The 24,350-nt window shown below is 65.4% G+C and carries 21 protein-coding genes; 15 read left to right on the forward strand and 6 right to left on the reverse strand.

Going from position 1 to position 24,350, the window contains the following annotated elements; genetic code table 11:
* The first annotated feature begins 81 nt into the window (after positions 1–81).
* From ASC89_RS01825 to ASC89_RS01850, 6 genes are all read left to right on the forward strand, one after another.
* The gene (locus ASC89_RS01825; protein ID WP_082533125.1) at positions 82–2,748 is read left to right on the forward strand and encodes a DNA translocase FtsK; all 2,667 of its coding nucleotides are present in this window, start codon (positions 82–84) and stop codon (positions 2,746–2,748) included.
* 243 nt (positions 2,749–2,991) lie between these two features.
* Complete coding sequence (locus tag ASC89_RS01830; protein WP_055994122.1) at positions 2,992–3,639, forward strand: SRPBCC family protein; 648 nt, start codon at positions 2,992–2,994, stop codon at positions 3,637–3,639.
* Positions 3,639–3,983 (forward strand): helix-turn-helix transcriptional regulator, encoded by a 345-nt coding sequence (locus ASC89_RS01835; RefSeq protein WP_055994124.1) that lies wholly within the window; start codon positions 3,639–3,641, stop codon positions 3,981–3,983. The genes ASC89_RS01830 and ASC89_RS01835 overlap by 1 nt, the downstream gene beginning before the upstream one ends.
* 129 nt (positions 3,984–4,112) lie before the next feature.
* Complete coding sequence (locus ASC89_RS01840; RefSeq protein ID WP_055874649.1) at positions 4,113–4,742, forward strand: outer-membrane lipoprotein carrier protein LolA; 630 nt, start codon at positions 4,113–4,115, stop codon at positions 4,740–4,742.
* An 82-nt stretch (positions 4,743–4,824) separates the two neighbouring features.
* Positions 4,825–5,643 carry an exodeoxyribonuclease III gene (xth, locus tag ASC89_RS01845; protein WP_055994126.1) on the forward strand — a complete coding sequence of 273 codons (819 nt, stop codon included), beginning with the start codon at positions 4,825–4,827 and terminating at the stop codon, positions 5,641–5,643.
* A gap of 23 nt (positions 5,644–5,666) precedes the next feature.
* Positions 5,667–6,056, forward strand: coding sequence for a RidA family protein (locus tag ASC89_RS01850; protein ID WP_055994128.1), 390 nt, complete (start codon positions 5,667–5,669; stop codon positions 6,054–6,056).
* A 244-nt stretch (positions 6,057–6,300) separates the two neighbouring features.
* On the opposite strand, the gene ASC89_RS01855 is transcribed toward ASC89_RS01850, so the two are convergent.
* Together ASC89_RS01855 and ASC89_RS01860 are read right to left on the reverse strand one after the other, a co-directional pair.
* Positions 6,301–6,756 carry a cyclic nucleotide-binding domain-containing protein gene (locus ASC89_RS01855; RefSeq protein ID WP_055994130.1) on the reverse strand — a complete coding sequence of 152 codons (456 nt, stop codon included), beginning with the start codon at positions 6,754–6,756 and terminating at the stop codon, positions 6,301–6,303.
* A gap of 163 nt (positions 6,757–6,919) precedes the next feature.
* Complete coding sequence (locus tag ASC89_RS01860; RefSeq protein ID WP_055047030.1) at positions 6,920–7,603, reverse strand: response regulator transcription factor; 684 nt, start codon at positions 7,601–7,603, stop codon at positions 6,920–6,922.
* 432 nt (positions 7,604–8,035) lie between these two features.
* Between ASC89_RS01860 and ASC89_RS01865 the strand changes: the two genes are divergently transcribed.
* The 5 genes from ASC89_RS01865 to ASC89_RS01885 all read left to right on the forward strand — a co-directional run bounded on the left by ASC89_RS01865 (position 8,036) and on the right by ASC89_RS01885 (position 15,518).
* Positions 8,036–9,058, forward strand: a complete 1,023-nt coding sequence (locus tag ASC89_RS01865) for a LacI family DNA-binding transcriptional regulator (protein ID WP_055994132.1) — start codon at positions 8,036–8,038, stop codon at positions 9,056–9,058.
* A complete protein-coding gene (locus tag ASC89_RS01870; RefSeq protein ID WP_055874634.1) occupies positions 9,055–9,939 on the forward strand; it encodes a carbohydrate ABC transporter permease in 885 nt (294 codons plus the stop codon). The genes ASC89_RS01865 and ASC89_RS01870 overlap by 4 nt, the downstream gene beginning before the upstream one ends.
* 157 nt (positions 9,940–10,096) lie before the next feature.
* A complete protein-coding gene (locus ASC89_RS01875; protein ID WP_200940400.1) occupies positions 10,097–10,909 on the forward strand; it encodes a carbohydrate ABC transporter permease in 813 nt (270 codons plus the stop codon).
* A 44-nt stretch (positions 10,910–10,953) separates the two neighbouring features.
* A complete protein-coding gene (locus tag ASC89_RS01880) occupies positions 10,954–12,186 on the forward strand; it encodes a sugar ABC transporter substrate-binding protein (RefSeq protein ID WP_055994136.1) in 1,233 nt (410 codons plus the stop codon).
* A 221-nt stretch (positions 12,187–12,407) separates the two neighbouring features.
* A complete protein-coding gene (locus tag ASC89_RS01885; RefSeq protein WP_055994138.1) occupies positions 12,408–15,518 on the forward strand; it encodes a TIM-barrel domain-containing protein in 3,111 nt (1,036 codons plus the stop codon).
* A gap of 60 nt (positions 15,519–15,578) precedes the next feature.
* On the opposite strand, the gene ASC89_RS01890 is transcribed toward ASC89_RS01885, so the two are convergent.
* Positions 15,579–15,986 carry a DUF2000 family protein gene (locus ASC89_RS01890; RefSeq protein WP_055994140.1) on the reverse strand — a complete coding sequence of 136 codons (408 nt, stop codon included), beginning with the start codon at positions 15,984–15,986 and terminating at the stop codon, positions 15,579–15,581.
* Positions 15,987–16,014: 28 nt separating this feature from the next.
* Here ASC89_RS01890 and ASC89_RS01895 point away from each other — a divergent pair, with 28 nt between their 5' ends.
* A complete protein-coding gene (locus tag ASC89_RS01895; RefSeq protein ID WP_055994142.1) occupies positions 16,015–16,869 on the forward strand; it encodes an AraC family transcriptional regulator in 855 nt (284 codons plus the stop codon).
* 54 nt (positions 16,870–16,923) lie between these two features.
* Here the strand turns inward: ASC89_RS01895 and ASC89_RS01900 are convergent, their stop codons facing one another.
* The 3 genes from ASC89_RS01900 to ASC89_RS01910 form a co-directional block, all read right to left on the reverse strand.
* Positions 16,924–18,630 (reverse strand): phospholipase D-like domain-containing protein, encoded by a 1,707-nt coding sequence (locus ASC89_RS01900; RefSeq protein ID WP_055994144.1) that lies wholly within the window; start codon positions 18,628–18,630, stop codon positions 16,924–16,926.
* 253 nt (positions 18,631–18,883) lie between these two features.
* Positions 18,884–19,411 carry an HD domain-containing protein gene (locus ASC89_RS01905; protein WP_055994146.1) on the reverse strand — a complete coding sequence of 176 codons (528 nt, stop codon included), beginning with the start codon at positions 19,409–19,411 and terminating at the stop codon, positions 18,884–18,886.
* Positions 19,408–20,073, reverse strand: coding sequence for a YggS family pyridoxal phosphate-dependent enzyme (locus ASC89_RS01910; RefSeq protein ID WP_055874609.1), 666 nt, complete (start codon positions 20,071–20,073; stop codon positions 19,408–19,410). Before ASC89_RS01910 ends, ASC89_RS01905 begins: the two co-directional genes overlap by 4 nt.
* A gap of 100 nt (positions 20,074–20,173) precedes the next feature.
* On the opposite strand from ASC89_RS01910, the gene leuS reads away from it, so the two are divergent.
* The 3 genes from leuS to holA are packed head-to-tail and all read left to right on the forward strand — an operon-like array spanning position 20,174 to position 24,325.
* Positions 20,174–22,807, forward strand: coding sequence for a leucine--tRNA ligase (leuS, locus tag ASC89_RS01915; protein ID WP_055874606.1), 2,634 nt, complete (start codon positions 20,174–20,176; stop codon positions 22,805–22,807).
* Positions 22,794–23,306, forward strand: a complete 513-nt coding sequence (gene lptE, locus ASC89_RS01920) for an LPS assembly lipoprotein LptE (RefSeq protein ID WP_082527849.1) — start codon at positions 22,794–22,796, stop codon at positions 23,304–23,306. The genes leuS and lptE overlap by 14 nt, the downstream gene beginning before the upstream one ends.
* Positions 23,306–24,325, forward strand: a complete 1,020-nt coding sequence (gene holA / locus ASC89_RS01925; protein WP_055994148.1) for a DNA polymerase III subunit delta — start codon at positions 23,306–23,308, stop codon at positions 24,323–24,325. The genes lptE and holA overlap by 1 nt, the downstream gene beginning before the upstream one ends.
* Positions 24,326–24,350 lie beyond the last annotated feature (25 nt).

Here is a 24,350-nt window from a genome sequence, read left to right on the forward strand (position 1 = left end):
CCCTAACCGCCTAGGATCAGCCTTCGATCGGCGCGCCGTCTGCCGCCGGTTCAGCGTTCCGTTTGTAGAGTGTACCAGACGATGCCGGCACAGCACCTGCTCGAAGACGCCCGTCGAGAGACCGCCCCCGCCATAGCGATCCGCATCCCCGTCCGCCTGATGGGGGCCATCATCCTGGGGCTGGTGGCGATCGTGCTGCTGTCCCTCGCCACCTGGCAGGTGGATGATCCGAGCCTTTCCTACGCCTCGGGTGAACCCGCGAGGAACTGGCTCGGCTTCCCGGGCGCCGTCATTGCCGACATGGCGTTCCAGGTCTTCGGCCTCGGCATTCTCACCCTGCTGGTGCCGCCTGCGCTCTGGGGTTGGGGCCTGATTCGCCACCGCGTCCCCTCGCGCATGGGCCTGCGCCTTCTCGCCTGGGTCGCCGCGAGCGTCCTGAGCTGCGGTCTGTTTGCTTTCATTGCCGCGCCGGAGAGCTGGCCGCTGCCCACCGGGCTCGGCGGCCTCATCGGCCAGAGTTTTACCAACCTCGCCGTTCTCGCCACCGGCGCCACGCCGCAGCCGGTGACCGCGATCCTCTTCGCCATCATCATTGCGGCCCCGACCCTGGCGCTGTTCTGGATCGGCATGGGCCTCGGTAGGGTCACCCTGCCCGAGCTGCCCAAGGGCAAGGGCAAGGCCAAGCCGGCCGGCACGAGGGGCGCTGCCGCCGCTGCGCCTGTCGATGACGACGAGCCCGAGCGCGATTCGATCTTTGACGTGATCCTCGGCTACGCCGTGCATCTGGGCTTCTCGGCCCGCACCGCCGTCCGCCGGGCCCGCGCCGGCATCGCCCAGCGCCGGGCTGCCGAGGCGGAAGCCGAAGCCTGGCGCGGCGAAGCGGTCGAGCCGAGCCTCCATGGCCATGCGCCGTCGGCCCCTGCCGGTCGCGCCGAACCCGCTCTCACCGTCGAGCGCCGCTCGATCGTTGCCGCGCATGACGAGCCGCCATTCGACGACTACCCGCCCGAGCCGGATGAAGAAGCCGACATGCCGCGCTGGGAGATGCAGACTCCGCTGCGCGGCCCGATGGCCGCGTCGCGCAGCCCGGCTCCCATGCCGCACGTCCCGGCGGCCCACCAGGCAGCGCCGGTGGTGTCGCCACGCGTCGCCGCGCCGGCGCCCCGGCCGCAGCCCGGCATGCGCGCCGCCCGCGAAGCCCAGGGCTCGTTCCTCGACGAGCCGCATGGCTTCGAGCTGCCCGAGCTGAACCTCCTCACGCCGCCCAAGCACAAGGGCGCCAGCCCCGAGCATGCGCCCGAGCGGCTCGAGGCGATGGCGAGGAAGCTTGAATCCGTGCTCGCCGATTTCGGCGTCAAGGGCGACATCATCAATGTCCGCCCCGGCCCGGTCGTCACCCTCTATGAGCTCGAGCCCGCTCCCGGCATCAAGTCGTCGCGCGTCATCTCGCTGGCCGACGATATCGCCCGCTCGATGAGCGCCATCTCGGTGCGCGTCGCCGTGGTCCCCGGCCGCAACGCCATCGGTATCGAGCTGCCCAACGAGGTGCGCGAGACCGTCTACCTGCGCGAAATGCTGGCCTCGTCCGATTTCGAGAAGATGAAGGGCAAGCTCCCGATCTGCCTGGGCAAGACCATCGGCGGCGAGCCGATCATCGCCGACCTCGCCCGCATGCCGCATCTGCTGATCGCCGGCACCACCGGCTCGGGCAAGTCGGTGGGCATCAACACCTTCATTCTCAGCCTGCTCTACCAGATGACCCCGGAGCAGTGCCGCCTGATCATGATCGACCCCAAGATGCTGGAACTCAGTATCTATGACGGTATCCCGCACCTCCTCACCCCGGTGGTGACGGATCCTTCCAAGGCCGTGGTCGCCCTCAAGTGGGCGGTGCGCGAAATGGAAGACCGCTACCGCAAGATGAGTAAGATCGGCGTGCGCAACATCGATGGCTTCAACCAGCGTGTTGGCGAATCGAAGGCCAAGGGCGAGGTGATCACTCGCACCGTGCAGACCGGCTTTGACCGTGAAACCGGCGAGGCGATCTTCGAGAGCGAAGAGTTCAACCTCGAGCCGCTGCCGTTCATCGTCATCATCATCGACGAAATGGCCGACCTGATGATGGTCGCCGGCAAGGAAATCGAAGGCTCGGTGCAGCGCCTCGCACAGATGGCCCGCGCCGCCGGCATCCATGTCATCACTGCCACGCAGCGCCCGTCGGTCGACGTCATCACCGGCACCATCAAGGCCAACTTCCCCACCCGTATCTCGTTCATGGTGACCTCGAAGATCGACAGCCGCACCATCCTGGGCGAGCAGGGCGCCGAGCAGCTGCTCGGCAACGGCGACATGCTCTACATGGCCGGCGGCGGCCGCATCCGGCGCCTGCATGGCCCGTTCGTCGCCGACAGCGAAGTCGAGGCAGTGGTCAACCACTTGAAGTCGCAGGGCGCCCCGGATTATCTCGATGCCATCGTCGCCGATGAGGACGAGATGGATGAAGGCGGCGCGTCGGGTGGTGACGGTGACGAGTATGGCGGCTCGGGTGACGAGCTCTACGACAAGGCCGTCAACGTCGTGCTGACCGACAAGAAGGTCTCGACCTCCTACATCCAGCGCCGCCTGGCGGTGGGCTACAACAAGGCCGCCACCCTGATCGAACGCATGGAAAAGGAAGGCGTCATCTCCGCCCCCAACCACGCCGGCAAACGCGAAATCCTCGTCGGCAACAATTCCGACGGGTATTGAGCGGGGCCTCTGTTCGAGGCCCCTCTCCGCCGCCAGGCAACGCCCTAAGCTCGGTGTCATCCCTGCGAAAGCAGGGACCCAACTCACAGCCCGCGAAGGTGGATAGATGGGTCCCTGCTTTCGCAGGGATGACACCCGGTGGGTGGGGCACGATCGCTGCGCGCGGGTCGGCCGCCTCGCCCCCCTAGACATAATATTAGTTGCACCTTATATAAGCGTCACCTGATACTGGAGGACGCGACGATGCCTTTCGATCTTACCGCCCACGTCAACGCCATGTCCCGCTCGGTGCGCAACCTCGAGCGCGACGGCAAACCCGCCAAGGCGGTGGTCGCCAGCTGCGTCTACGACACCGACGTCGCCGACCTCTGGGATGCCGTCAGCAACCCCGACCGGCTGCGCCGCTGGTTCTCGCCGGTCAGCGGCGAGCTGAAGCTCGGCGGCCGCTTCCAGGTCGAGAACAATGCCGGCGGCACCATCACCGAATGCGAACCGCAGCGCCGGATCGCCGCCACCTGGGAATTCGCCGGCGCCATCAGCTGGATCACCATCACGCTCGCGCCCGCCGCCGACGGCGCCCGGCTCGAACTCGAGCACGTCGCCTTCATCGATCCGCACTGGGACAGGTTCGGGCCCGGCGCCGTCGGGGTCGGCTGGGACCTCGGCTTCATGGGCCTCGCCCGTCACCTGGCCGAGCCCACCGCCAACCTGCCGCAGGAAGCGGTGGAAGGCTGGCACCTCCTGCCCGAAGCCAAGGCGTTCATACGCAGCGCCAGCGACGGCTGGGGCACCGCGGCGATCACCGCCGGTGAGAACCGCGAGCAGGCATTGACGGCAGCCGAGGCGACGCGGCAGTTCTACACCGGCGAGGCCCCGCCCCCGGAGATGTGATGCACGCGTTCGACGTTCTCGGCGACCCGGTCCGCCGCCGCATCCTCGAGCTGCTCGCCGAACGCGAGCATGCCTCGGGCGAGGTGGTCGAGGTCATTGCCGCCGAGTTCGGCATCAGCCAAGCCGGGGTCAGCCAGCATTTGAAGGTGCTCCGCGAGTCGGGCTTCGCCACCGTACGTCCCGAAGGCACCCGCCGCGTCTACAGGCTCGATGCCGCGCCGCTGCGCGACATCGACGACTGGCTCGACCGCTTCCGTGGCTTCTGGACTCACAAGCTCGCCTCGCTCGCCACCGAGATCGCCCGCGGCAAAAAGGATCGCCAAGGGGGCAACAAGGAGCCGTGATCCGGAACCTTCCCGCTGTTGCCGCAATTGCTGTCTAGAGGCATGCTCCACAAATCAAAGACTTGGAGACGGTCAGCGTTTCGACGAAACGGGTGATCGGCTCCAGACCACAAAGGGAACGTCATCAAGATGATCCGCCGCAGCTTTCTCGCCTTCGCCGCCCTGCTCGCCGCCTTCCCCGCCCTGGCGCAGGAAGCTCGGACACTGACCGACGCTGAACGCGACCTGATCACCCGGATCAACGAGCACAACTCGCTGATCAAGACCATGGTCGGCCGCTTTCTGCAGATCGATACCCGCGGCCAGCGCATCGAGGGCACCTTCTTCCTCGAGCGGCCGGGCAAGATCCTGTTCCGCTACAATCCCCCCTCCTACGAGCAGATCGTGTCGGTCGGCCGCGGCTTCTACGTCGTCGATCGCAAGGAGAAGACCCAGTACGCCTATCCGCAGGACAAGGTACCGCTGCGCCAGTTCCTTGATTCGCAGATCGACCTGTTCAAGGCCAACATCGTCGCCGTCGCCCAATCCGACGACTATTTCTCGATCACCCTGCAGGACGATACCCCCAAAGGCGTGGTGCGGGTCGCACTGGTGTTCGACACCGAGAGCCTCGACATGAAGCAGTGGACGCTCACCGAACCGTCGGGCGCCGAGCTGACCTTTTCGCTTTATGATGTCGAAAAGGACGTCGCCATTCCAAAATCCTACTTCTATATCGACCCGACCTTCCGCTCGAAGGCGGCCCCTCCCGACGCCTGAGCAATCACGCGGCGTTTCCGGCTTTACGCCCCCTGCCCCGCTCTGCATAAGAGGCGCCTCACATTCCTGAGGCGCCTTTTTCATGCCGACGAGCTTTGCCACCTGGAACATCAATTCGGTCCGCCTGCGGCTGCCGATCGTCCTCGATTTCCTGCGCCAGTACGACCCCGACGTGCTGTGCCTGCAGGAGATCAAATGCCTCAACGACCAGTTCCCGCGTAACGAGTTCACCGCCGCCGGCTACCCGCACCATGCCGTACATGGCCAGAAGGGCTATCACGGTGTCGCCATCGTCTCGAAGCACCCGCTGACCGACATTTCCTCGCGCGTCTTCTGCGAGATCGAGGAAAGCCGTCACGTCTCGGCGCTGGTCGATTTCGGCCAGGGCTCTGAGTTCGGCCCGCTCACCGTCCACAATTTCTACATCCCAGCCGGCGGCGATCTCGCCGATCCCGAACTCAACCCCAAGTTCAAGCACAAGCTCGGCTTCCTCTCGGAGCTCAAGAGCTGGTTCGGCGAGGACCACTTCAAGCAGCGCCAGCTGATCTGCGGCGACTTCAACATCGCCCCGCTGGAACACGACGTGTGGAGCCACAAGCAGCTGCTCGACGTCGTCAGCCACACGCCGATCGAGACCGAAGCGCTCAACGCGCTGCTGAGCGGCGGTCACGGCTGGGTCGACGTGGTGCGCAAGTACTTCCCGGCCGAGGAGAAGCTCTATTCCTGGTGGAGCTACCGCGCCAAGGATTGGCAGGCCGCCAACAAGGGCCGCCGCCTCGACCACATCTGGACCACCGCCGACGTCGCCGCCCACACGGCCGGCGCCGAGATCATCAAGCCGGCGCGCGGCTGGAGCGACAAACCCTCCGACCACGTCCCGGTGATCGCCCGCTTCGCGTGAAGCCTGAGCAGAGGAAACCCACCATGTCGCGAAAACTCGTCAGCTCCGGCTCCTACCTCGAACCGGTGATCGGCTTTTCCCGCGCTGTCCGCGTCGGCAAAATTGTGGCCGTCGGCGGCACCGCTCCGATCAGGCCCGAAGGCGGCACCGCCGCCATCGGCGACGTCTACGGCCAGACCAGGCGCTGCCTCGAGATCATCGCCAAGGCACTGACCGATGCCGGCTCGAGCCTCGAGCATGTCACCAGGACCCGCATCATCCTCACCGACATCGCGCTGTGGAAAGACGCTGCCCGCGCCCACGCCGAGGCCTTTGCCACCATCCGTCCGGTGACCACGCTGATGCAGGTCACCGCCTTCGTCGATCCCGACTGGCTGGTCGAAATCGAAGTCGACGCGGTGATTCCCGACTGATTCACGTGGAACAGCCACCGGTTGTGTGCTCGGGGCACCGACCATGGCGAGTTTGCCACGAGGCAGCACCCCTAAACTCGGTGTCATCCCTGCGAAAGCAGGGACCCAACTCGCCGCGGCGCAGGTGGATGGATGGGTCCCTGCTTTCGCAGGGATGACAGCCGGTGGGTGGGCACGAACATAGCGCCCATGGGCCTTCGCCGGGTGACACCGTGGGTGAGGCAGGTGGCCCAAGCCTATCCACCTACCCCTTGCCGAAGCGCTCCCGGGAGCCTTCGATCGCGCCGAGATAGCTGGTCAGTTCCCGCCGGATCCGGTCGGCGGCCCGGCCGGCCAGGTCCGGATACTGGTTCGCCAGCTTCATGAACGCTGTGCGCGGCACGAACAGCGTCTCCACCGCGTCCACCGCCCGGATCGTCACCGGCCGCGGCTTGGGGATGACCAGCGCCATGGCGCCGAGTACCGCACCGACATCGTGGATCAGGTAGGGGTTGTTCTCGGCGCCATCCTGCGTGCTCGACACCGTGCCCGAGACCAGCACATGCGCGCCTTCCGGCTGGTCGCCGGAGGCATAGATGACGCTGCCGGGGCGGAACTTCTTCCGTTCCGAGGCGAACGCGAGCAATCGCCGCTGCTCGGCGTCGCAGATTTCGAAGAAATCCGCACGTCCCAGTATCGTCGCCGCGTCGTCGAGTTGCATCCCGCCCTATTCCCGGACCGCCGGCAACATACCCGGCGCTTCAGCGCCCGGTTGTGCCGCGGCCCTCGATATAGAGCATTTCTTGCCGCTGTCAGGAATCCCTTTTGCCGCGTCGGCCCACGCGGCAAAAGTTATGCACTGGCTGGCGCGCAGCCTCGACGCCTTACGGCACCAGCCGATAGCCGCCGTCTTCCGTTACCAGGAGGCGCGCATTGGATGGGTCCCGCTCGATCTTCTGGCGCAGCCGATAGATGTGCGTTTCCAGCGTATGCGTGGTGACCCGGTTATTGTAGCCCCACACTTCCTTGAGCAGGATCTCGCGGGTGATGGTCTTGGGACCCTGCCGGTAGAGATACTTGAGGATCGAGGTTTCCTTGTCGGTCAGCCGCACCTTGGCCCCGTCAGGCGCCTCGAGCAGCTTGGCCGCCGGCTGGAAGCTGTAGGGCCCGATGGTGAACACCACGTCCTCGCTCTGGTCGTGCTGGCGCAGCGAGGCGCGGATGCGCGCCAGGAGCACCGAGAAGCGGAACGGCTTGGTCACATAGTCATTGGCGCCCGACTCGAGCCCGAGGATCTCGTCGGAATCGCTGTCCTGCGCGGTCAGCATGATGATCGGGCTCTTAAAACCCTCGCGCCTGAGGATCTTCACTGCCTCGCGGCCGTCCATATCGGGCAGCCCGACATCGAGCAGCATCAGGTCGACATGGGCGCCGCGGACCTTGCCCAGCGCATCCGACGCCGATTCCGCCTCCACCAGATCGAACTCGCGATAATGCGTCAGCTGATCGATCAAAGTCTTACGCAGGTCGGCATCGTCGTCGACAATCAGGATGCGCCGTCTGTTCATGTGAGGTACCCCAAGCCATTGGCTTCGAATTGCTGAGTTATTGCCGGACCTTGCGGCCCGCCAATCAAAATGGCGTGAGACCGCCGCGAGATGAGAAACGTGATTTGACACAGATTGGTTTCACCCTCGATCGCCAGTCTTAGCCACGCGATGCTGACGGGAAGCTGACAATTGGCTGACAGCCAACAAGTCGGCGCCGAACCCCCTGACATGCTGGCCCGGCGAGCGTGATCGCCCCGCTCTGCGGTCGTGACCACCGGGGTGCGGTTGACAGGCAAACGATCGGGGCATATCACTACGTCGGTTTAACGTAAAACTACGCCGCTCCCACGCAGATCGATCGAAGCAAGAATCGTCGCGCGGAACCACGGGCCGGCCGGTTTAACGCAAAACCGATGAGCTGCACCCGGCTCTCAGAGGAGGATCTGCGACTTGGCACGGGCCACGATCAAGGACATTGCGCTCGCCGCGAACGTCTCGCCGATGACCGTTTCCAACGTCATCAACGGCCGCCGCGCCAAGGCCTCGGAGGAGACCATCGAGCGCATCATGGGGGCGGTGAAGACGCTGGGCTACCGCCCCAACATGAGCGCCCGCAGCCTCGTCTCCAACGCCTCGCGCATGGTTGGGGTGATCATCCCGTTCACCGAAAACCAGAACCAGCTGCTGCTCGACAACCCGTTTTATGCCGAGATGATCTCCGGCATCGAAAGCGCTCTGCGCGCCAACGGCTATTACATGATGCTGTCGGGAGTGGGTGAGAGCAACGCCCAGCTCGACACCCTCTCGCACTGGAACATGGACGCGCTGATCGTGCTCGGCGTCTATCGTGAAGCGCTATACGATCGGCTGCGCGAACTCGCCCTGCCGACGCTGTTGATCGACAGCTATATCGACGACCCCAGCTTCTACCGCCTCGGCGTCGACGACGAGGCCGCTGCCTACCGCGCCACCAAGTACCTGATCGGCAAGGGCCACTCGGGGGTGGCGCTGGTGACCGGTGTGATCCGCACCGACGGCGTCATCGAGCACCGCGTCGACGGCTACAAGCGGGCATTGGCCGAAGCCGGCATCGGCTTTGATCCGGCCCGCATCCTCTCCGGCTCAGTCACCTTCGACTGGGGCGCCGAGGCCGCTGCAGGGCTGGTGGCGCTCCGCGACACCACCGCCGCCTTCTGCACCGCCGACCTGATCGCGGCCGGCCTCCTCGCCGGCCTGCATCGGCTCGGCAAGCGCATCCCCGAGGACTACTCGGTGATGGGTTTCGATAACCTCTCGATCTCGCGCATGGTCTACCCGGCGCTCACCACCGTCGATCAATCGATCCTCGGCAAGGGCCAACTCGCCGGCCGGCTGATCAGCGCCATCCTCAACAAGACCGACGCCCCGCGCGACAGTTTTGTCGATGTCGCCATCGTCGAGCGTGACAGCGTCAGCCAGCGAGGGGCGAGATGAGCCCTGCCGCCGATCGCTCGAAGTATCTCGCGCTGGCCGTGCTGCTGCTACCCAGCCTTGCCGGCATGGTGGTGTTCCTGATGGCGCCGGTACTGTCCTCGCTGGTGCTCAGCTTTTCCGAATGGGACCTGATCGGCGAGATCAGCTGGGTCGGCATCGACAACTACGTCACCGCGCTCGCCGACCCGGCCGTGCTCGGGGCGCTGCGCAACACCCTCACCTTCATCCTCGGCTACCTGCCCTCGGTGGTGATCATCGCGCTCGGGCTCGCCTTGCTGCTCAACCGCCGCATCCGTGGCCGCGTCGTCTTCCGCGCCATTTACTTCGTGCCGGTGGTCACCTCCTGGGTTGCCGTGTCGCTGATCTGGAAGTGGCTGCTCAACCCGCAATACGGGCTGGTCAATTTCGCGCTCGGCGCCGTCGGCATCAAAGGGCCGGGCTGGCTGTTCGACCCGGCCTGGGCAATGACCGGCGTCATCCTCACCTCGGTGTGGAAGGATATCGGCTTCGTCACGGTGATCTATCTGGCCGGCCTGCAGGATATTCCCGAGCCGCTCTACGAAGCCGCCGCGCTCGATGGCGCGACGCCCTGGCAGCGGTTCTGGTCGATCACCTTCCCGATGCTGGCGCCGACCACGTTCTTCGTCACCACCATCTCGCTGATCTCGTCGTTCCAGGTGTTCGACCAGGTCTGGATCATGACCCAGGGCGGCCCGGCCGGCGCCACCTCGGTGATGGTCGAGCTGATCTACAAGAACGCCTTCAGCTACTACAAGATGGGCTACGCCTCCGCCATCTCCTGGGTGCTGTTCGCTCTGATCTTCGCGGTGACCATCGCGCAGAACCTGTTGCAGAAGAAGCTGGATCGGTCCGATGGCTGAGCCGGCGAACCCCACGGTGACGACTGATCTCACCACACCCACCGGGTCATTCCCGCGGAAGCGGGAACCTCTGTTGGCTGAGCGTGCGGCAGACACCGCAAACGGAGGTTCCCGCTTTCGCGGGAATGACTCCGTGCTCGAGAGGAAGCGCCGAGGCGTGACCCTCCCCGACCTCGCCACCTACGCCATCCTCATCGCCGGCGCGGTGGTCATGCTGCTGCCCTTCGCCTGGATGGTCTCTACCTCGCTGAAGACCGCCGGCGCCACCTTCGTCACCCCGCCTAACTGGCTGCCCGACCCGGCGACATCAGACAACTACGCAAAAGTGTTCGACAGCGCCCCGGTCGGCCAGTTCCTCTTCAACTCGATCTTCGTCTCGGTCACCTCGACCGTGCTGATGGTGCTGTTCTGCGCCATGTCGGGCTACGCCTTCGCGCGCATCGAATTCCGCGGCCGCACCGTGCTGTTCTACGCCTATCTGGCGACGCTGATGATCCCGCAGCAGGTGACCCTCACCCCGCTCTTCATCATCATGAACTGGCTCGGCTGGACCAATTCCTACCAGGCGCTGATCCTGCCCTCGAGCTTCGGCGCCTTCGGCACGTTCCTGCTCCGGCAGTTCTTCCTGCGGCTGCCCAAGGAGATCGAGGAAGCCGCTTTCATCGATGGCGCCGGCTATATCCGGATCTTCTTCACCATCGCCATCCACCTGGCGCGCCCGGCGCTCGCCACCCTCGCGGTGTTCGCCTTCATGGCCAGCTGGAACAGCTTTTTGTGGCCGCTGATCATCACCACCGACCAATCCATGATGACCCTGCCGCTGGGCCTTAGCGCCCTGCAGGGCCGCTGGACCACTGACTGGAACGTGCTGATGGCCGGCGCAGTAATCGCCACGCTGCCGATCATCGCCGTCTACGTCTTCGCCCAGCGCTTCATCATCAAGGGCCTGTCCCACACCGGGCTCAAGTAACGAACCCAAAGAAACGACCAAGGTCTCAAGGAGGAGAAAAGACCATGCTGCGTAGAACGTTCACCGGGCTGCTGCTCGCCAGCGCCCTCATCACCCCGGCTCTCGCCGAGGACGTGACCATCAAATACATGACCTTCTCGGCGGCGCCGAATTATCTGAAGGAACTCGACGCCACCATCGCCGCGTTCGAGGCCGAGCATCCGGGCATCAAGGTCACCTATGAGACCGCCGCCTGGGACGCCTATTTCACCAAGCTGCAGACCGTCGTTGCTGCAAAGCAAGCGCCCGACGCCTTCGAACTCAACTTCGAGAATTTCGTCACCTATGCGGAAAAGGGCGCGCTCGCCGACCTCACCCCGCTGATTGCAGCTGATACCGGCTTTTCGACCTCGGTCTACAACCCGACCGCGCTCGCCGCCTTCGCTGAGGATGGCAAGCAATATGGCCTCGTCGAAAGCTTCTCCAACGTCGTCCTGTTCTACAACAAGGACCTGTTCGACGCCGCTGGCGTTGCCTACCCGACTGCCGACTGGACTTGGACCGAAGAGCTCGCCGCGGCGCAGAAGCTGACCAATGCCGGCGCCGGCGTCTGGGGCGATTTCGCCCCGATCCAGTTCTGGGAATTCTACAAGACCATCGCCCAGAATGGTGGTTCGATCCTCTCGCCCGACAAGAAGACCGTCACCATCGACTCGCCGCAGAATATCGAGACGCTCACCTGGATGATCGACAAGGTGTCGACTTACAAGGTCACCCCGTCCGACGTCGAAATGGCCGGCCAGTCCTCGGAGGATCTGTTCAAGGCCGGCAAGATCGCCATGCTCCGCACCGGCATCTGGCTGCTCGGCGATTTCACCGAGAATGCCAAGTTCAACTGGGATATCGCGCTCGAGCCGGGCAAGACCAGCAAGGCGCACCACTTCTTCGCCAATGGCGTCGCGGTTTCGGCCAATAGCGCCCACCCGGCCGAAGCCTACCAGTGGATCAAGTTCCTGACCTCGTCGAAGGCCGCCGTCGACCTCCGCATCGCCGCCGGCTGGGAACTCCCTGCCGTCTCCGATGCCGCCGCGGTGCAGGGCTATCTCGACCAGCCGGTCCCCGAAAGCCGCGAAGTGGTGTTTCAGGCGCTCGACACCGCGGTGGTGCCGCCGGTGATCGGCAACTGGAACCAGCTGACCGACGCGGTGGGCAAGGAACTCGAAGCCGCCAAACTCGGCCAGAAGACGCCGGAGCAGGCGCTGAAGGACGCCAAGGCGGCGATCGAGGGGTTGCTCTAAGCGCATGGAGTTCCGGGCCACCCCCACCCTCATTCCCTCCCCACAAGGGGGAGGGAGGCGATAGCTGGACGGCCTCGGTTCTTACGTCTCCCTCCCCCTTGTGGGGAGGGATCAAGGGTGGGGGTGGCCGCAGACACCGGCACCCGCCCCATCACAGTTTGCCTCCCAAAGGGCAAGGCCGGGAGTCCCCGGGCTCTCGGCCACTCACACCGGAACCAGCCATGACCACCGACGCTCGCGAACCCGCCCTTGCCACCCGCCACCCCTGGTTCTTCGCGCTCTATGCCGAGCTGCTGCGTGACCCGGCCCCGGTCGCCCCGCAGATCGCCGCGCGCCTCACCGACGCCGATCCCACCGATCCGGTCGAAGCCGCGCTCGCCCTCTACCTCGCCGCCCTCACCGGCAACCTGACGCTGCTTCGCTCCGCCAAGGCCACGGCACTGCGCACCTCCATCACTGCGCGCCTCGAGCGCGAACTCTCGCCCAACCAGAACCATTTCACCGACACCTGGGTCGTGGCGCTGTGGGCCGCCGCCCTGCGCGAGACCAACCACCTGTCGCGTGACGAGAGCACCACGCGCCTCGTCGGCCGGGTGAAGAACCACGTCTATGCCAACCATGTGCGCCTCGGCGCGCTGATGTCGTCCTCCGACAAGACAACGCTCGAGTTCGACGTCCTCCTCGCCGCCGTGCCCTTCGGCCTGTTCGACTGCGAGGACCTGGTGCTGGTCGACGCGGTCCGCGCCCTCACGGCACCCGATCGCCTGGCGAGCGCCACACCGGCCGACCGCCAGCTCCTCGCCTGGTACTATGCCGAGCAGGGCAGCTACGCCAAAAGCCGAAAGCTGCTCGCCGCGACGCCGGCGCCCATCGTCGCCCAGCGCCTCAAGACCCTCGGCCAGCTCGAGGCCCGCTTCATCCGCCACGCCCCGGACGGCAATGGCAACCGCTACGAGCCGCTGCTCGAAGAGCGTTTCCCCAAACTGATCACCGATACCGACGAGGTGATCGTCCGCGCCCAGGCCTCGCCGCTATCGGCGGACGAGCCGCTCGAGCTCGTTGTCGGCGCAACTGCTATTGCCGGCAGCTTCAAGGGCGATTGCTGGGAGTTCATCCTCCCTCGCACACCTCAGGGATCGCTGGTCGAATACCGTATCCGCTTCACCGAGCATCCGGAGGTCATCCAGGGACCGTTCGTCTACGAGACGCTTCGGCGCCGGCAGCAGGGCAGCGCCCCGGTGCGCGTCACCGTCATTGACGGCCGCATCGACATCACCCCAAGTGCCGGCGACACGACGCTCCCGCTGCAACTGGGCGCCGTCGCCCTCACCGATATCTCCTGGCTCGAGGCCCGCGACGGCACCATCCGTGAGATTTCCGCCACCCTCACCCACCCGCCCTGCGGCTGGTACGGTTTCGGTGAGCGCTACAACGCGCTGAACCAGGCGGGCAACCGCGTCGACCAGTTCGTCTACAACCAGTACAAGGAACAGGGCTTACGGACCTATATGCCGATGCCGGTCGGCTATACCGACGCCGGCTTCGGCCTCCATCTCGCCACCGATTCCTATTCCTGGTTCGACCTCGGCATAGCAGGGGAAACCCGCTTCGGGGTCGAAGCCGCCCACCTCGCCATCGACCTCCTGACCGGCTCCGTCACCGCGCAGGTCAGCCAGTTCATGGCGCTCACCGGCGACCCCGCACCTGTTCCCGTCTGGGCGCTCGGCCCCTGGATGTCCTCGAACAACTGGGACAGCGAGGCCGAGGTACGAAAGCAGGTGGCGCTCACCCTCGAGCACGAGATCCCGGCCACGGTCCTCGTCATCGAAGCCTGGTCGGACGAAGCGACCTTCTACATCTTCAACGACGCCCAATACGCCGAAAAGCCAGGCGCCGAGGCCTTCACCTATGGTGATTTCAGCTTCCCCGAATGGGGTCGCTGGCCCGACCCCAAAGGCCTCGCCGCGCATCTCCACGATAACGACCTGCGGCTGATCCTGTGGCAAATCCCGATCATCAAGCAGTCCCCGGCGCTGAAGCACCTGCAGAAGCGCAATGACGAAAGCCATTTCTTCGCCGAAGGGTTTGGCGTGAAACATCCCGACGCCACGCCGCTGCGGTTGCCCGAAGGCTGGTTCAAGGACAGCCTGCTGATGGATTTCACCAACCCCGCCGGCCGCGATTGGTGGTTCTCGAAGCGCCAGTATCTGATCGACGAGCTCGGCGTCGATGGTTTCAAGACCGACGGCGGCGAGATGGTCTGGGGCAAGGACCTCGCCTTCGCCGACGGCCGTACCGGGCTCGAGCACCGCAACGCTTACCCGCGCGACTACATCTCGGCCTATTACCGCTTCGCCCAGCAGAATGGCGGGATCTGCTTTTCGCGCGCCGGCTATACGGGAGCGCAGACCTTCCCGGCCCATTGGGCCGGCGATGAACGCTCGACCTGGGATGCGTTCAAACGCTCGATCCTCGCCGGCCTCTCAGCCGGCATGTCGGGGGTGATCTTCTGGGGCTGGGACCTTGGCGGCTTCTCCGGCGAAGTGCCGAGCGCCGAGCTTTACGTGCGCTCGGCCGCCATGGCGTGTTTCTCCCCCATCATGCAGTACCACGCCGAGAGCAAGGCCGAATTCAACCAGGACCGTACCCCCTGGAACATCGCCGAACGCTCCGGCGACGCGCGGGCGCTCAGCGGCTACCGCTTTTTCGCCAACCTCCGCATGTCGCTGCTGCCTTATCTCCAGCGCGAGACCGCCTGGTGCGTCGCCGAAAAGCAGCCGCTGCTGCGCGCCATGCTGCTGGATTTCGAGGGCGATCGCCGTGCGGCCGGGCTGTGGGACCAGTACATGTTTGGCCGCGACCTGCTGGTCGCCCCGATCATTGGGGAGGGCGATACCGCCCGCGAAGTCTACCTGCCCGAGGGCCGCTGGTGGCACCTGTTCCAGAACCGCTGGTATGACGGCGGGCAAACCCACCAGGTCGCGGCTCCGCTCGAAGAGATCCCGGTCTTCCTCCGTGAAGGCGCCGCCCTCCCCCTGGCCTTCCAGCACGAAGCCCGCCTCGGCGCCAGGATGCCCTCCGACCTCGATGCCGCCGGGACCTCGGTCCTCCTCGTCGCCGGCCTCGAGCACAGAACCACGCTCCAGCACCACGGCTTCCAAATCGCGGTATCCGATGACGCCGTGCGCGTCATCTCCAAGGGCTCTCGCCCGATCAAGCTGGCCTTCACCGACCCGCCGGCCCGGCTCGAACTGAACGGCATCGCCCAGCCCCCGGCGACCCTCGCGTTGTCCGGTGCTGAGCTGACGATGTTCGAGCTGCAGGCAGTTTGATCGACACAGCAGCCGCAACCTGAGGGTCTTATGACGCCATAGGAGTGCGGCCGGGCCGCGTCAGGGGTGCATCCTTGCTCCCTTGGCCACCTTGTCGACGATCTTCCGCTCGGCCCGCAGCCCGATGCCGACGACCCTTGCATCCTCCGGTGCGAACCGCGCGAACACTTCGCGGTTGGCCGCATCATGGCCGGTCGAGAACATTTCCTCGATATAGGCCGAGGTCACGATGCCGCGCTCCAGGGCGCGCCGATGGATGCTTCGCATCGCTTCGGCATCCGCCGCGAGGACGATCACCGGCTGCACCGACAGCGAACTGAAGCGGTTGCCGGCGCCATCGATATAGGGCTCGCCGATAATTTCGGGGTGCTGAGCCGTAATTCCGGCGGCAAGAAATGCGGTAACATTGAGCGCTTGCCACGGTGCGAGATCCTCGCGCAGAACGATGGCGATCTTGGTGTCGAACATGGTGGAAACCCGGAACAGAGGTGCTGACGTGCCGCCGGTCCTAGGCGCAGAGACCGGTATCGGTCTTGAACGTTTGTGCAGCGCGGCCGCCGACGTCGTGCGCTCCGCGCCCGGCTATCCGGGCATGGAGCGGATCGAGGCGCGGTTCCTCGGCAATGCCTATGCCCGACACCGGCACGATACCTATGCGCTCGGCGTGACCCTGCGCGGGGTGCAGAGCTTCTGGTACCGCGGCGAAGTCCGGGCCTCGCTGCCCGGCCAGGTCATCATCCTCCACCCCGACGAGATCCACGACGGCGGCGCCGGCACCGAACAGGGCCTCACCTACCGCATGCTCTACCTCGACCCGGCGCTGGTGCAGGCCGGATTGCAGAATGCCGGCCTGCCCTTCGTTGCCGCCCCTGTGGTCGACGACATGGCGCTCCGTTCGGCGCTGCTCGAAGCTTTTGGCGACATGGACAACACCCTCGAGCCCCTGCTGGCCGACCAGGTGGTGGCCGAGCTCGCCGAAGGCCTCTTGCGTCGTGCCGACGCGCCGGCGAAGCGAGCATCGCTGCTCGACCTGGTGGCGCTGGCGCGGGTGGCGGAGCTCCTCAACCATGCCGGACTGCAGTCGATCCGCTCCGATGAGCTCGAAGCGGTCTCCGGCCTCGATCGCTTCACGCTCTCGCGCCAGTTCCGGGCCCGCTTCGGCACCAGTCCGCACCGCTACCTGACCATGCGTCGGGTCACCGAAGGCCGACGCCTGCTTGCGGCAGGCCAGTCCATAGCCGCTGTCGCCGCCGAGACTGGCTTCGCCGACCAGAGCCACTTCCACCGCCACTTCCTCAAGGCTTTCGGCATGACCCCCGGCCGCTGGCAGCGCCTGGTCATTGCGGCCTGAAGCCGGTTCGGCATGCCGGACGGACGCTATGACGCCATAGCATCCGCCTCACGCCTAGGAGAACATCAGGCGATCCTTGATCCGGCGCACGTCGGTATAGTCACGCAGCCACCAGGGGTCCTGTCCCGCGGCGGCGGGCGGAAACTTCAGCTGCAGCTTGGTGCCGGCGGCCTTGGCCTCCTGCTGGGCGATGCGGAAGTGATAGTGGTCGAACATCCGCAACGCCTCGACCATGTAGGACACCGCGATCCGCCGATCGCGCGCCAGGATCAGGTTCTCGCCATTGGTGTCGTCTGCAGCTTTCGAGAAATTGTAGGAGCCGAGATAGACCCGGGCCGTCGGCTTGTCGAAATCGATCACCACGAACTTGTGGTGCATGCGGTTGCCACTGCCGCCCACCGGCTCTGCCTTGAACGGCGCCGGGGTCCTGCCCTTCAGCAGCGCGGTGGGAAACACCGCGGGCGGGTTGCCGTCCGGCTTCTGCACATCGAGCCCACCGACTTTCTTGTCGGAAATGCCGTAGACGAACCGCTGGTTGTTGTCGCGCACCCGCCCTACGGCGTCCCGAATGACCCCGGGCGTCTGCCAGAGGAAAGCCAGCGAGAACAGCAGGCTCGACTTGGCGCTGTCGATATCGGCGGCGATCTTCTTGAGCTGCGCATTGGCTGGCGCATGCGGCGAGAACGTCGCCTTGACGTCGACCCCGGCGATCCCCAGGTCCCGCCACAGGGCCGAGCGGCTGGTGGCAAAACCGGCCTCGGTCCAGAAATCCTCGAACGCCTCGCGAAACACCGTGACCGGCGCCGCGCCGGTGAAGATCATGGCGTTGTTCGACTGCACATAGAAGCCGCGCCAGCTGAAATTGGTGGAGCCGCCGATGGCCTTCTTCACCTGGGCGCCGTCGACCACGATCATCTTGTTGTGCTGCAGCCTGCCCATATTCTGGCGCTTGACGTTGGCCGCCCCCGCCGAAGCGATGAGCAGGTCAGCCGACTGGGTTTCCCCCGAATGCGCGTCGCCGTGGTCGCCCTCATCGTCGATGATGATCCGCAGTCGCGGCCCCAATTGCCGCAGCTTATCGACAAAGCCCTTCTCGCTGAGGTCGTAGGCGACGACGAATACCTTGGCGCCCGGGTCGGCGATCGCTTCGTCGAGGGTCTCGTAGATCGCGTGGCGCCCTTCGAACCCCATCCAGGTGAGCGCCTCCTCGGTCTTGGGATGGGTCGGCGTGAAGGTCAGCCCGTCATCGGCACTCGCGGGCAGCAGCGTCGAGATCGACCCATGCTTCTCGTACCGATCGACGAAGGCCTGCGAGGAGACGAAGCCGCGTGTATAGGCAATGTTGATCGCCCCCGGATAGGTCTCTCGCCTGAGCTCGATATCGGCCAGCTGCGGCTCGCCGTAGCTGAGTTGCCCATCGTCGGCCATGAACACCGGCGTCACCATGTAGGTGTACTCGCCCGGAATCTCGGCATTGAAGGGGAAGTGCACCCAACGAAACTTCTGGATCGGCGAGAGCCGTGACGACAGCTTGTTGGGATTGACCGCACCGCCCGGCCCCGGGAAGGCGATCCGGTTATGCACGGCGAGGAAGCGCGTGCCGCCGGGCACCCGGTACTCGATGGCAAAGCCGACAAAATCCTCAGGTGGCTTGCCGTTGCGCCAATTCATGGCCAGCAGCGCCATGCCGTCACCGCGGTGCACCTTCAACGTAAACAGTGCCGCGGCATTCTTCCCCGTAACCTGAAACTCGCCAGCCATTCCGCTGCTCCCGAAAGCACAAGCGGCGCCTTGCCACCATGGCAGGCACTCACCTCGGACAGAGACATGTGGATCGTAAGTATCGGCAGAGACGCGGACGCTATCACGACCCGACGACAACGAAAAGCAGTGTCATGTAAGCTTCACACTCCGAATATCGACGCCGACATACGAAGTAACCCTGCGTGAAGTATTGCTTTCCAGAAGGGTCGCAGTGCGGTTCTATGGCGTCATAGCAGCTCGGGGACCGCGGCTAGCCCTGCCTTGGCAACCCCGTCAGCAGCCGCCCGAGCCTGGCCAGTTCCACGCCGCGCCTCGCCGCGTTGCCGGCGATGATCTCGATCAGAAACCGGCGGTGGCCGACGATATCGGCGATGGATCCGCCAGCCAGCGCGGCAAGCGTGCGATCCCGGCCGGCATCCTCATCCAGCACGGCAAGACCGTCCGCCAACCTGAGGCACTCGGCGATCGGTGCTGCGCTCTCCAGCCCGGTGCGATGGTCGTGCGCCGCGATCGCCATCAGCGCCTCATCCGGCAGCCGCCCCTTCAGCCACTCCGCCGCCAGCACGCCATGCCGGCGCCAGTCGCCGTCGACGGCAAAATAGTCGAGATCGTGCGCCAGCCCGACGATCCGCCACAGCCCGGCATCGGCGCCGAGTTCGGTTGCCAGACACTGCATCAGGAGGCCAACGAAGCGCGAATGTGCAGCTCTTGGGCTCGCGCCCAGCCGCTCGGCCACCAGTTGCTCCGCCTCGGCGAGGCCGAGCCGGCCGGCACTCATCCCCGATGCCCGAACAGCGCGCTGCCGACCCGCACATGCGTCGCGCCCATGGCGATCGCCGTCTCGAAATCGCTGCTCATCCCCATCGACAGCTTCTCGACCCCAGCGTCGCGCGCCAGCGACGCCAGGTGCGCGAAATACGGCCCGGCCGGATCGGCCTCGGGCGGAATGCACATCAGCCCGATCACATCGAGGCCATGCAGATCCTTGCAACGGCCGACGAACGCCGCGGCGTCGGAAGGCGCGATCCCGGCCTTCTGCTCCTCGAGCCCGATATTGACCTGCACGAAAACCGGCAGGCGCCGGCTCGCCCGCTTCATCTCCTCCGCCAGCACACCCGCCAGCTTGTCGCGGTCGACGGTCTGGATCACGTCGAACAGCGCCACCGCTTCGCGCGCCTTGTTGGTCTGCAGCGGGCCGATCAGATGCAATTCTATGCCGTCATAGGAAGCCCGCAGCTCCGGCCACTTTTCCTTGGCCTCCTGCACGCGGTTCTCCCCGAACACCCGCTGCCCAGCGTCAAGAAACGGCCGGATTGCTGCGGCATCGAAGGTTTTGGAGACAGCGACCAGCTCCACCCGATCCGGCGGCGGGCCGAAGCGCTGGTGCGCCCGCTCGATCCGGGCGCGGATGATTTCGAGACTTTCCGGGGCGTTCTGCATGGCCCTCTCTGTTGACCGGTTAACGGAATTCTGATGAAGGTCCGGTAGCCAAAAACCCCCAATAACGCAACGTAATCTGCGGCTTTAAGGACTTCCCGAAGTGACTGGTAGAACGACCGAGCGCTACAATCCGCGTGTCGAAGAGCCACGCTGGCAGAAGGCCTGGGAGGACGGCAAGTCCTTCGAGGTCAAACACGATGATAGCCGCAAGCCCTACTACGTGCTCGAGATGTTCCCCTACCCCTCGGGGCGCATCCACATGGGGCACGTGCGCAACTATACCATGGGCGACGTTTTAGCGCGCTATATGCGCGCCATGGGCCGCAATGTGCTGCACCCGATGGGCTGGGACGCCTTCGGCCTGCCGGCCGAGAACGCCGCCATGCAGAACAAGGTCCACCCCAAGAGCTGGACCTATGCCAACATCGCCGCGATGCGCAAACAGCTGAAGTCGATTGGTCTCGGCATCGACTGGAGCCGCGAGTTCGCCACCTGCGACGTCGAGTACTATTCCAAGCAGCAGAAACTGTTCCTCGATTTCCTGCGCGAGGGGCTCGTCACCCGCAAGAAATCCAAGGTCAATTGGGACCCGGTCGATATGACCGTGCTCGCCAACGAGCAGGTCGTCGATGGCCGCGGCTGGCGCTCCGGTGCGGTTGTGGAACAGCGCGAACTCAACCAGTGGGCCTTCAAGGTCTCCGATTTCGCCGAAGATCTGCTGGAAGCGCTCGATACCCTCGACCACTGGCCCGAAAAGGTGCGCGTCATGCAGCGCAACTGGATCGGCAAATCCGAGGGCCTGCGCCTGCTGTTCGAGCTGACCGAGCAATGGCAGAAATTCAGCTCGATCGAGGTGTTCACCACTCGCCCCGACACTATCTTCGGCGCCTCCTTCATCGCCATCTCGGCTGATCATCCGCTGGCCCAGAGCCTCGCGGGCAACCCTGAGGTCGCGGCCTTCATCGCCGAGACCCGCCGCCACGGCACGGCCACCGAGACCATCGACAAGGCGGAAAAGCTCGGCATCTTCACCGGGTTGCACGTGAAGCACCCGGTCAAGCCCGGCGCTACGCTGCCGGTCTACATCGCCAACTTCGTGCTGATGGATTACGGCACCGGCGCCATTTTCGGCTGCCCGGCGCATGACCAGCGCGACCTCGATTTCGCCCGTCGCTACGACCTGCCGGTGCTCCCGGTGGTGCTGCCAGAGGGCGCTGACCCAGCAACTTTCGAAGTCGATTCAGAGGCTTACAACGGCCCAGGCCGCATCTACCACTCCGAGTTCCTTGACGGGCTCGAGATCGATGCCGCCAAGAAAGCCATTGCCGCGCACTTCGCCGAGCGCACCGTCGACAACCTGCCGCAGGGCAAGGTCGAGGTGAACTATCGCCTGCGCGACTGGGGCGTCTCGCGCCAGCGCTACTGGGGCTGTCCGATCCCGGTGATCCACTGCGAGAATTGCGGCGCCGTGCCGGTGCCCGACAAGGACCTGCCGGTGGTCCTGCCTGAGGACGTGAGCTTCGACCGCCCCGGCAACCCGCTCGACCACCACCCGAGCTGGAAGCATGTCGCCTGCCCGAAATGCGCGGGACCGGCGACGCGCGAAACCGACACCATGGACACCTTCGTCGACAGTTCCTGGTACTTTGCCCGCTTCACCGCGCCGCATGCCGACACGCCGACGATTCCGGGGATCGCCAACACCTGGCTGCCGGTCGACCAGTATATTGGCGGCGTCGAGCACGCGATCCTGCACCTGCTCTATTCGCGCTTCTTCACCCGCGCCATGAAGCAGACCGGCCACCTCAATCTGGATGAGCCGTTCAAGGGGCTGTTCACCCAGGGCATGGTGGTGCATGAGACCTACCAGCTCGGCACCGGTCCGAATGGCGAATGGGTTTCGCCGGCCGACATCCGGATCGAACAGGTCGATGGCGAACGCCGCGCCAGCATGCGGCAAACCGGCGAAGCCGTTGCCATCGGCTCCATCGAAAAGATGAGCAAATCCAAGAAGAACGTCGTCGACCCCGACGAGATCGTTTCGACTTACGGCGCCGATACCGCCCGCTGGTTCATGCTCTCCGACTCGCCGCCGGAGCGCGACGTGCAGTGGACCGAGGCCGGCATCGAAGGCGCCAGCCGCTTCCTGCAGCGCGTCTGGAAGCTGGTCGGCGATTTCCTCGACCTCGAGGACGACATCGCGGCCCGCCTCAAGGGCGATAGCGACGCCGGCGTGCTTGAGCTCCGCAAGGTGGTACACCGCGCCGTTGCCAATGTCGGCGGCGAGATCGAAGGCCTGCGCTTCAACCGCGCCGTCGCCCAGATCTACGAGCTGTCCAATGCCATCGCCAAGTTCTCGCAGTCGGTCGCCTCAAGCGTCTCCCCGGCGCAGCGTGACGCCTTCCGCGAAGCGGTGGAGCGCCTGGTGCAACTCGTCGCCCCGATGATGCCGCACCTCGCCGAAACCTGCTGGGCGGCGCTCGGCAAGACTGGTCTCGTGGTCGACGCCCCCTGGCCGGTCGCCGACCAGTCGCTGCTGGTCGACAGCACTGTCGTGCTGCCGGTGCAGGTCAACGGCAAGCGCCGCGGCGAGATCACCGTGCCGGTCGGCGCCGCCAAGGAGCTGGTCGAGAAAGAGGTCTTGTCACTCGAAGCGGTTGCCCGCATGCTGGAAGGCAAGCCGCCCAAGAAGCTGGTGATCGTCCCCGACAGGATCGTCAATGTGGTCATCTAAGCTGTTGCTTCGTAATGCGGTTTTCGCGCTGAGCCTGCTTGGCGCGACGGCCCTTGCCGGTTGCACCGGGCTGACTCCGGTCTATGGTGAACGCGGCATCGGCACCGAGCGGCATCCGCTCAACTACGCCAAGCCCAACAGCCGGGCCGAGCAGATCATCTATCAGGAGCTGGCGCTCCGCTTCGGCAAAGCCGCTGACGCCGCAAGCCCGACGGTTCGCATCACCACCTCGAACGCCGGCCGCAAGCTCACCCGCTCCAGCGTGGTTCGTCCGTCCGAACAGCGGGAAATGGTGGTCACCGCGCAGATCGAGCTGATCGGCACGGACGGCTCGGTCATCCTCTCGACCAGCCGCTCGGCCGCCGCGCTCTACACCACGGACAGTCAGGCCCTCGCCGCCAGCGAGGCCGAGCGCGAGGCCACCGAACGTGCAGCGCGCGAGCTGGCCGAGACGGTGCGACTGACCCTGCTCGGCGCCCTCGCCCAATCGGCCAGCTGATGGGGGCGCTGAAGGCGCACGAGGTTTCCCGCTTCGTCGATCGCCCCGATCTCGAAGCCGGCATTATTCTCGCTTACGGCCCCGATACCGGCCTCGTCCGCGAAACCGCCCAGCGCCTCGCCCGTCGCTACGCCGGCAACGATGCCGACAGCATGAACCTGGTCGTGCTCGACGGCGCCGAACTCGATGCCGATCCGTCGCGTCTCGCCGTGGAGGCCAAGACCACCTCGCTGTTCGGCGATCGCCGGGTGATTCGGGTGCGTGGCGCCGGCAAGTCCCTGGTGATGCCGCTGACCGAACTGCGAGACGATCCAGGTTCCATCATCATCCTCGAGGCCGGCAACCTTACCCCGAAGGACCCGCTGCGCGCCCTGGTGGAAGCGGCAAAGCTCGGCCGGGCCCTGCCCTGCTACCCGGATAACGACGAATCGCTGGGGCGCCTGATCTCGGAAACCTTCTCCAAAGCCGGCATCCGCGCCGACCAGGACACCGTCGCAGCGATCCGCGACAGCCTGGGCAACGACCGCGAAATCACCCGCCGTGAGCTGGAAAAGCTGGTGCTGTTTGCCGCCGATACCAAGCTCCTCACCCGCGAGGACGTGCTGACGCTCTGCGCCGACAACGCCGCCCTGGTGCTCGATGAAGTTGTCGACGCCACCGGGACGGGTCACGCTGCCAACCTCGATACCGCGCTCGAGCGGGCAATCGCCCAGAGCGTCAACGCCCAGCAGATTCTCGCCAGCGCCATGGGTCATTTCACCACCCTGCGCCGCTGGCGCGTCGAGGTCGACGGCGGCGAGTCGCCCGGGGCCGTGCTCGACAATGCCCGACCAAAGCCGCACTTCTCGCGCCGCTCCGCCATCGAGCGCCAGCTGAGGCTGTGGAGTGACGACGCGCTGAGCGCCGCACTCGATCGCCTGCAACTCGCCGTCGCCGACAGCCGCAAGCGCTATGGCCTTGCCGACACCATCAGCCGCCGCGCGCTGTTGGCGATTTGTACAATGGCTGCAGAACGTTAGCCCCAGCGTTCCACGTGAAACACTC

The sequence above is a fragment of the Devosia sp. Root413D1 genome, assembly GCF_001425235.1.
In the GTDB taxonomy this organism is placed as follows: Bacteria; Pseudomonadota; Alphaproteobacteria; order Rhizobiales; family Devosiaceae; genus Devosia_A.

Coding starts and splice junctions, on each gene's coding strand:
- ASC89_RS01825 (WP_082533125.1), top strand. CDS start 82: ATGCCGGCACAGCACCTGCTCGAAGACGCCCGTCGAGAGACCGCCCCC.
- ASC89_RS01830 (WP_055994122.1), top strand. CDS start 2,992: ATGCCTTTCGATCTTACCGCCCACGTCAACGCCATGTCCCGCTCGGTG.
- ASC89_RS01835 (WP_055994124.1), top strand. CDS start 3,639: ATGCACGCGTTCGACGTTCTCGGCGACCCGGTCCGCCGCCGCATCCTC.
- ASC89_RS01840 (WP_055874649.1), top strand. CDS start 4,113: ATGATCCGCCGCAGCTTTCTCGCCTTCGCCGCCCTGCTCGCCGCCTTC.
- xth (WP_055994126.1), top strand. CDS start 4,825: ATGCCGACGAGCTTTGCCACCTGGAACATCAATTCGGTCCGCCTGCGG.
- ASC89_RS01850 (WP_055994128.1), top strand. CDS start 5,667: ATGTCGCGAAAACTCGTCAGCTCCGGCTCCTACCTCGAACCGGTGATC.
- ASC89_RS01855 (WP_055994130.1), bottom strand. CDS start 6,756: ATGCAACTCGACGACGCGGCGACGATACTGGGACGTGCGGATTTCTTC.
- ASC89_RS01860 (WP_055047030.1), bottom strand. CDS start 7,603: ATGAACAGACGGCGCATCCTGATTGTCGACGACGATGCCGACCTGCGT.
- ASC89_RS01870 (WP_055874634.1), top strand. CDS start 9,055: ATGAGCCCTGCCGCCGATCGCTCGAAGTATCTCGCGCTGGCCGTGCTG.
- ASC89_RS01880 (WP_055994136.1), top strand. CDS start 10,954: ATGCTGCGTAGAACGTTCACCGGGCTGCTGCTCGCCAGCGCCCTCATC.
- ASC89_RS01885 (WP_055994138.1), top strand. CDS start 12,408: ATGACCACCGACGCTCGCGAACCCGCCCTTGCCACCCGCCACCCCTGG.
- ASC89_RS01890 (WP_055994140.1), bottom strand. CDS start 15,986: ATGTTCGACACCAAGATCGCCATCGTTCTGCGCGAGGATCTCGCACCG.
- ASC89_RS01900 (WP_055994144.1), bottom strand. CDS start 18,630: ATGGCTGGCGAGTTTCAGGTTACGGGGAAGAATGCCGCGGCACTGTTT.
- ASC89_RS01905 (WP_055994146.1), bottom strand. CDS start 19,411: ATGAGTGCCGGCCGGCTCGGCCTCGCCGAGGCGGAGCAACTGGTGGCC.
- ASC89_RS01910 (WP_055874609.1), bottom strand. CDS start 20,073: ATGCAGAACGCCCCGGAAAGTCTCGAAATCATCCGCGCCCGGATCGAG.
- lptE (WP_082527849.1), top strand. CDS start 22,794: ATGTGGTCATCTAAGCTGTTGCTTCGTAATGCGGTTTTCGCGCTGAGC.
- holA (WP_055994148.1), top strand. CDS start 23,306: ATGGGGGCGCTGAAGGCGCACGAGGTTTCCCGCTTCGTCGATCGCCCC.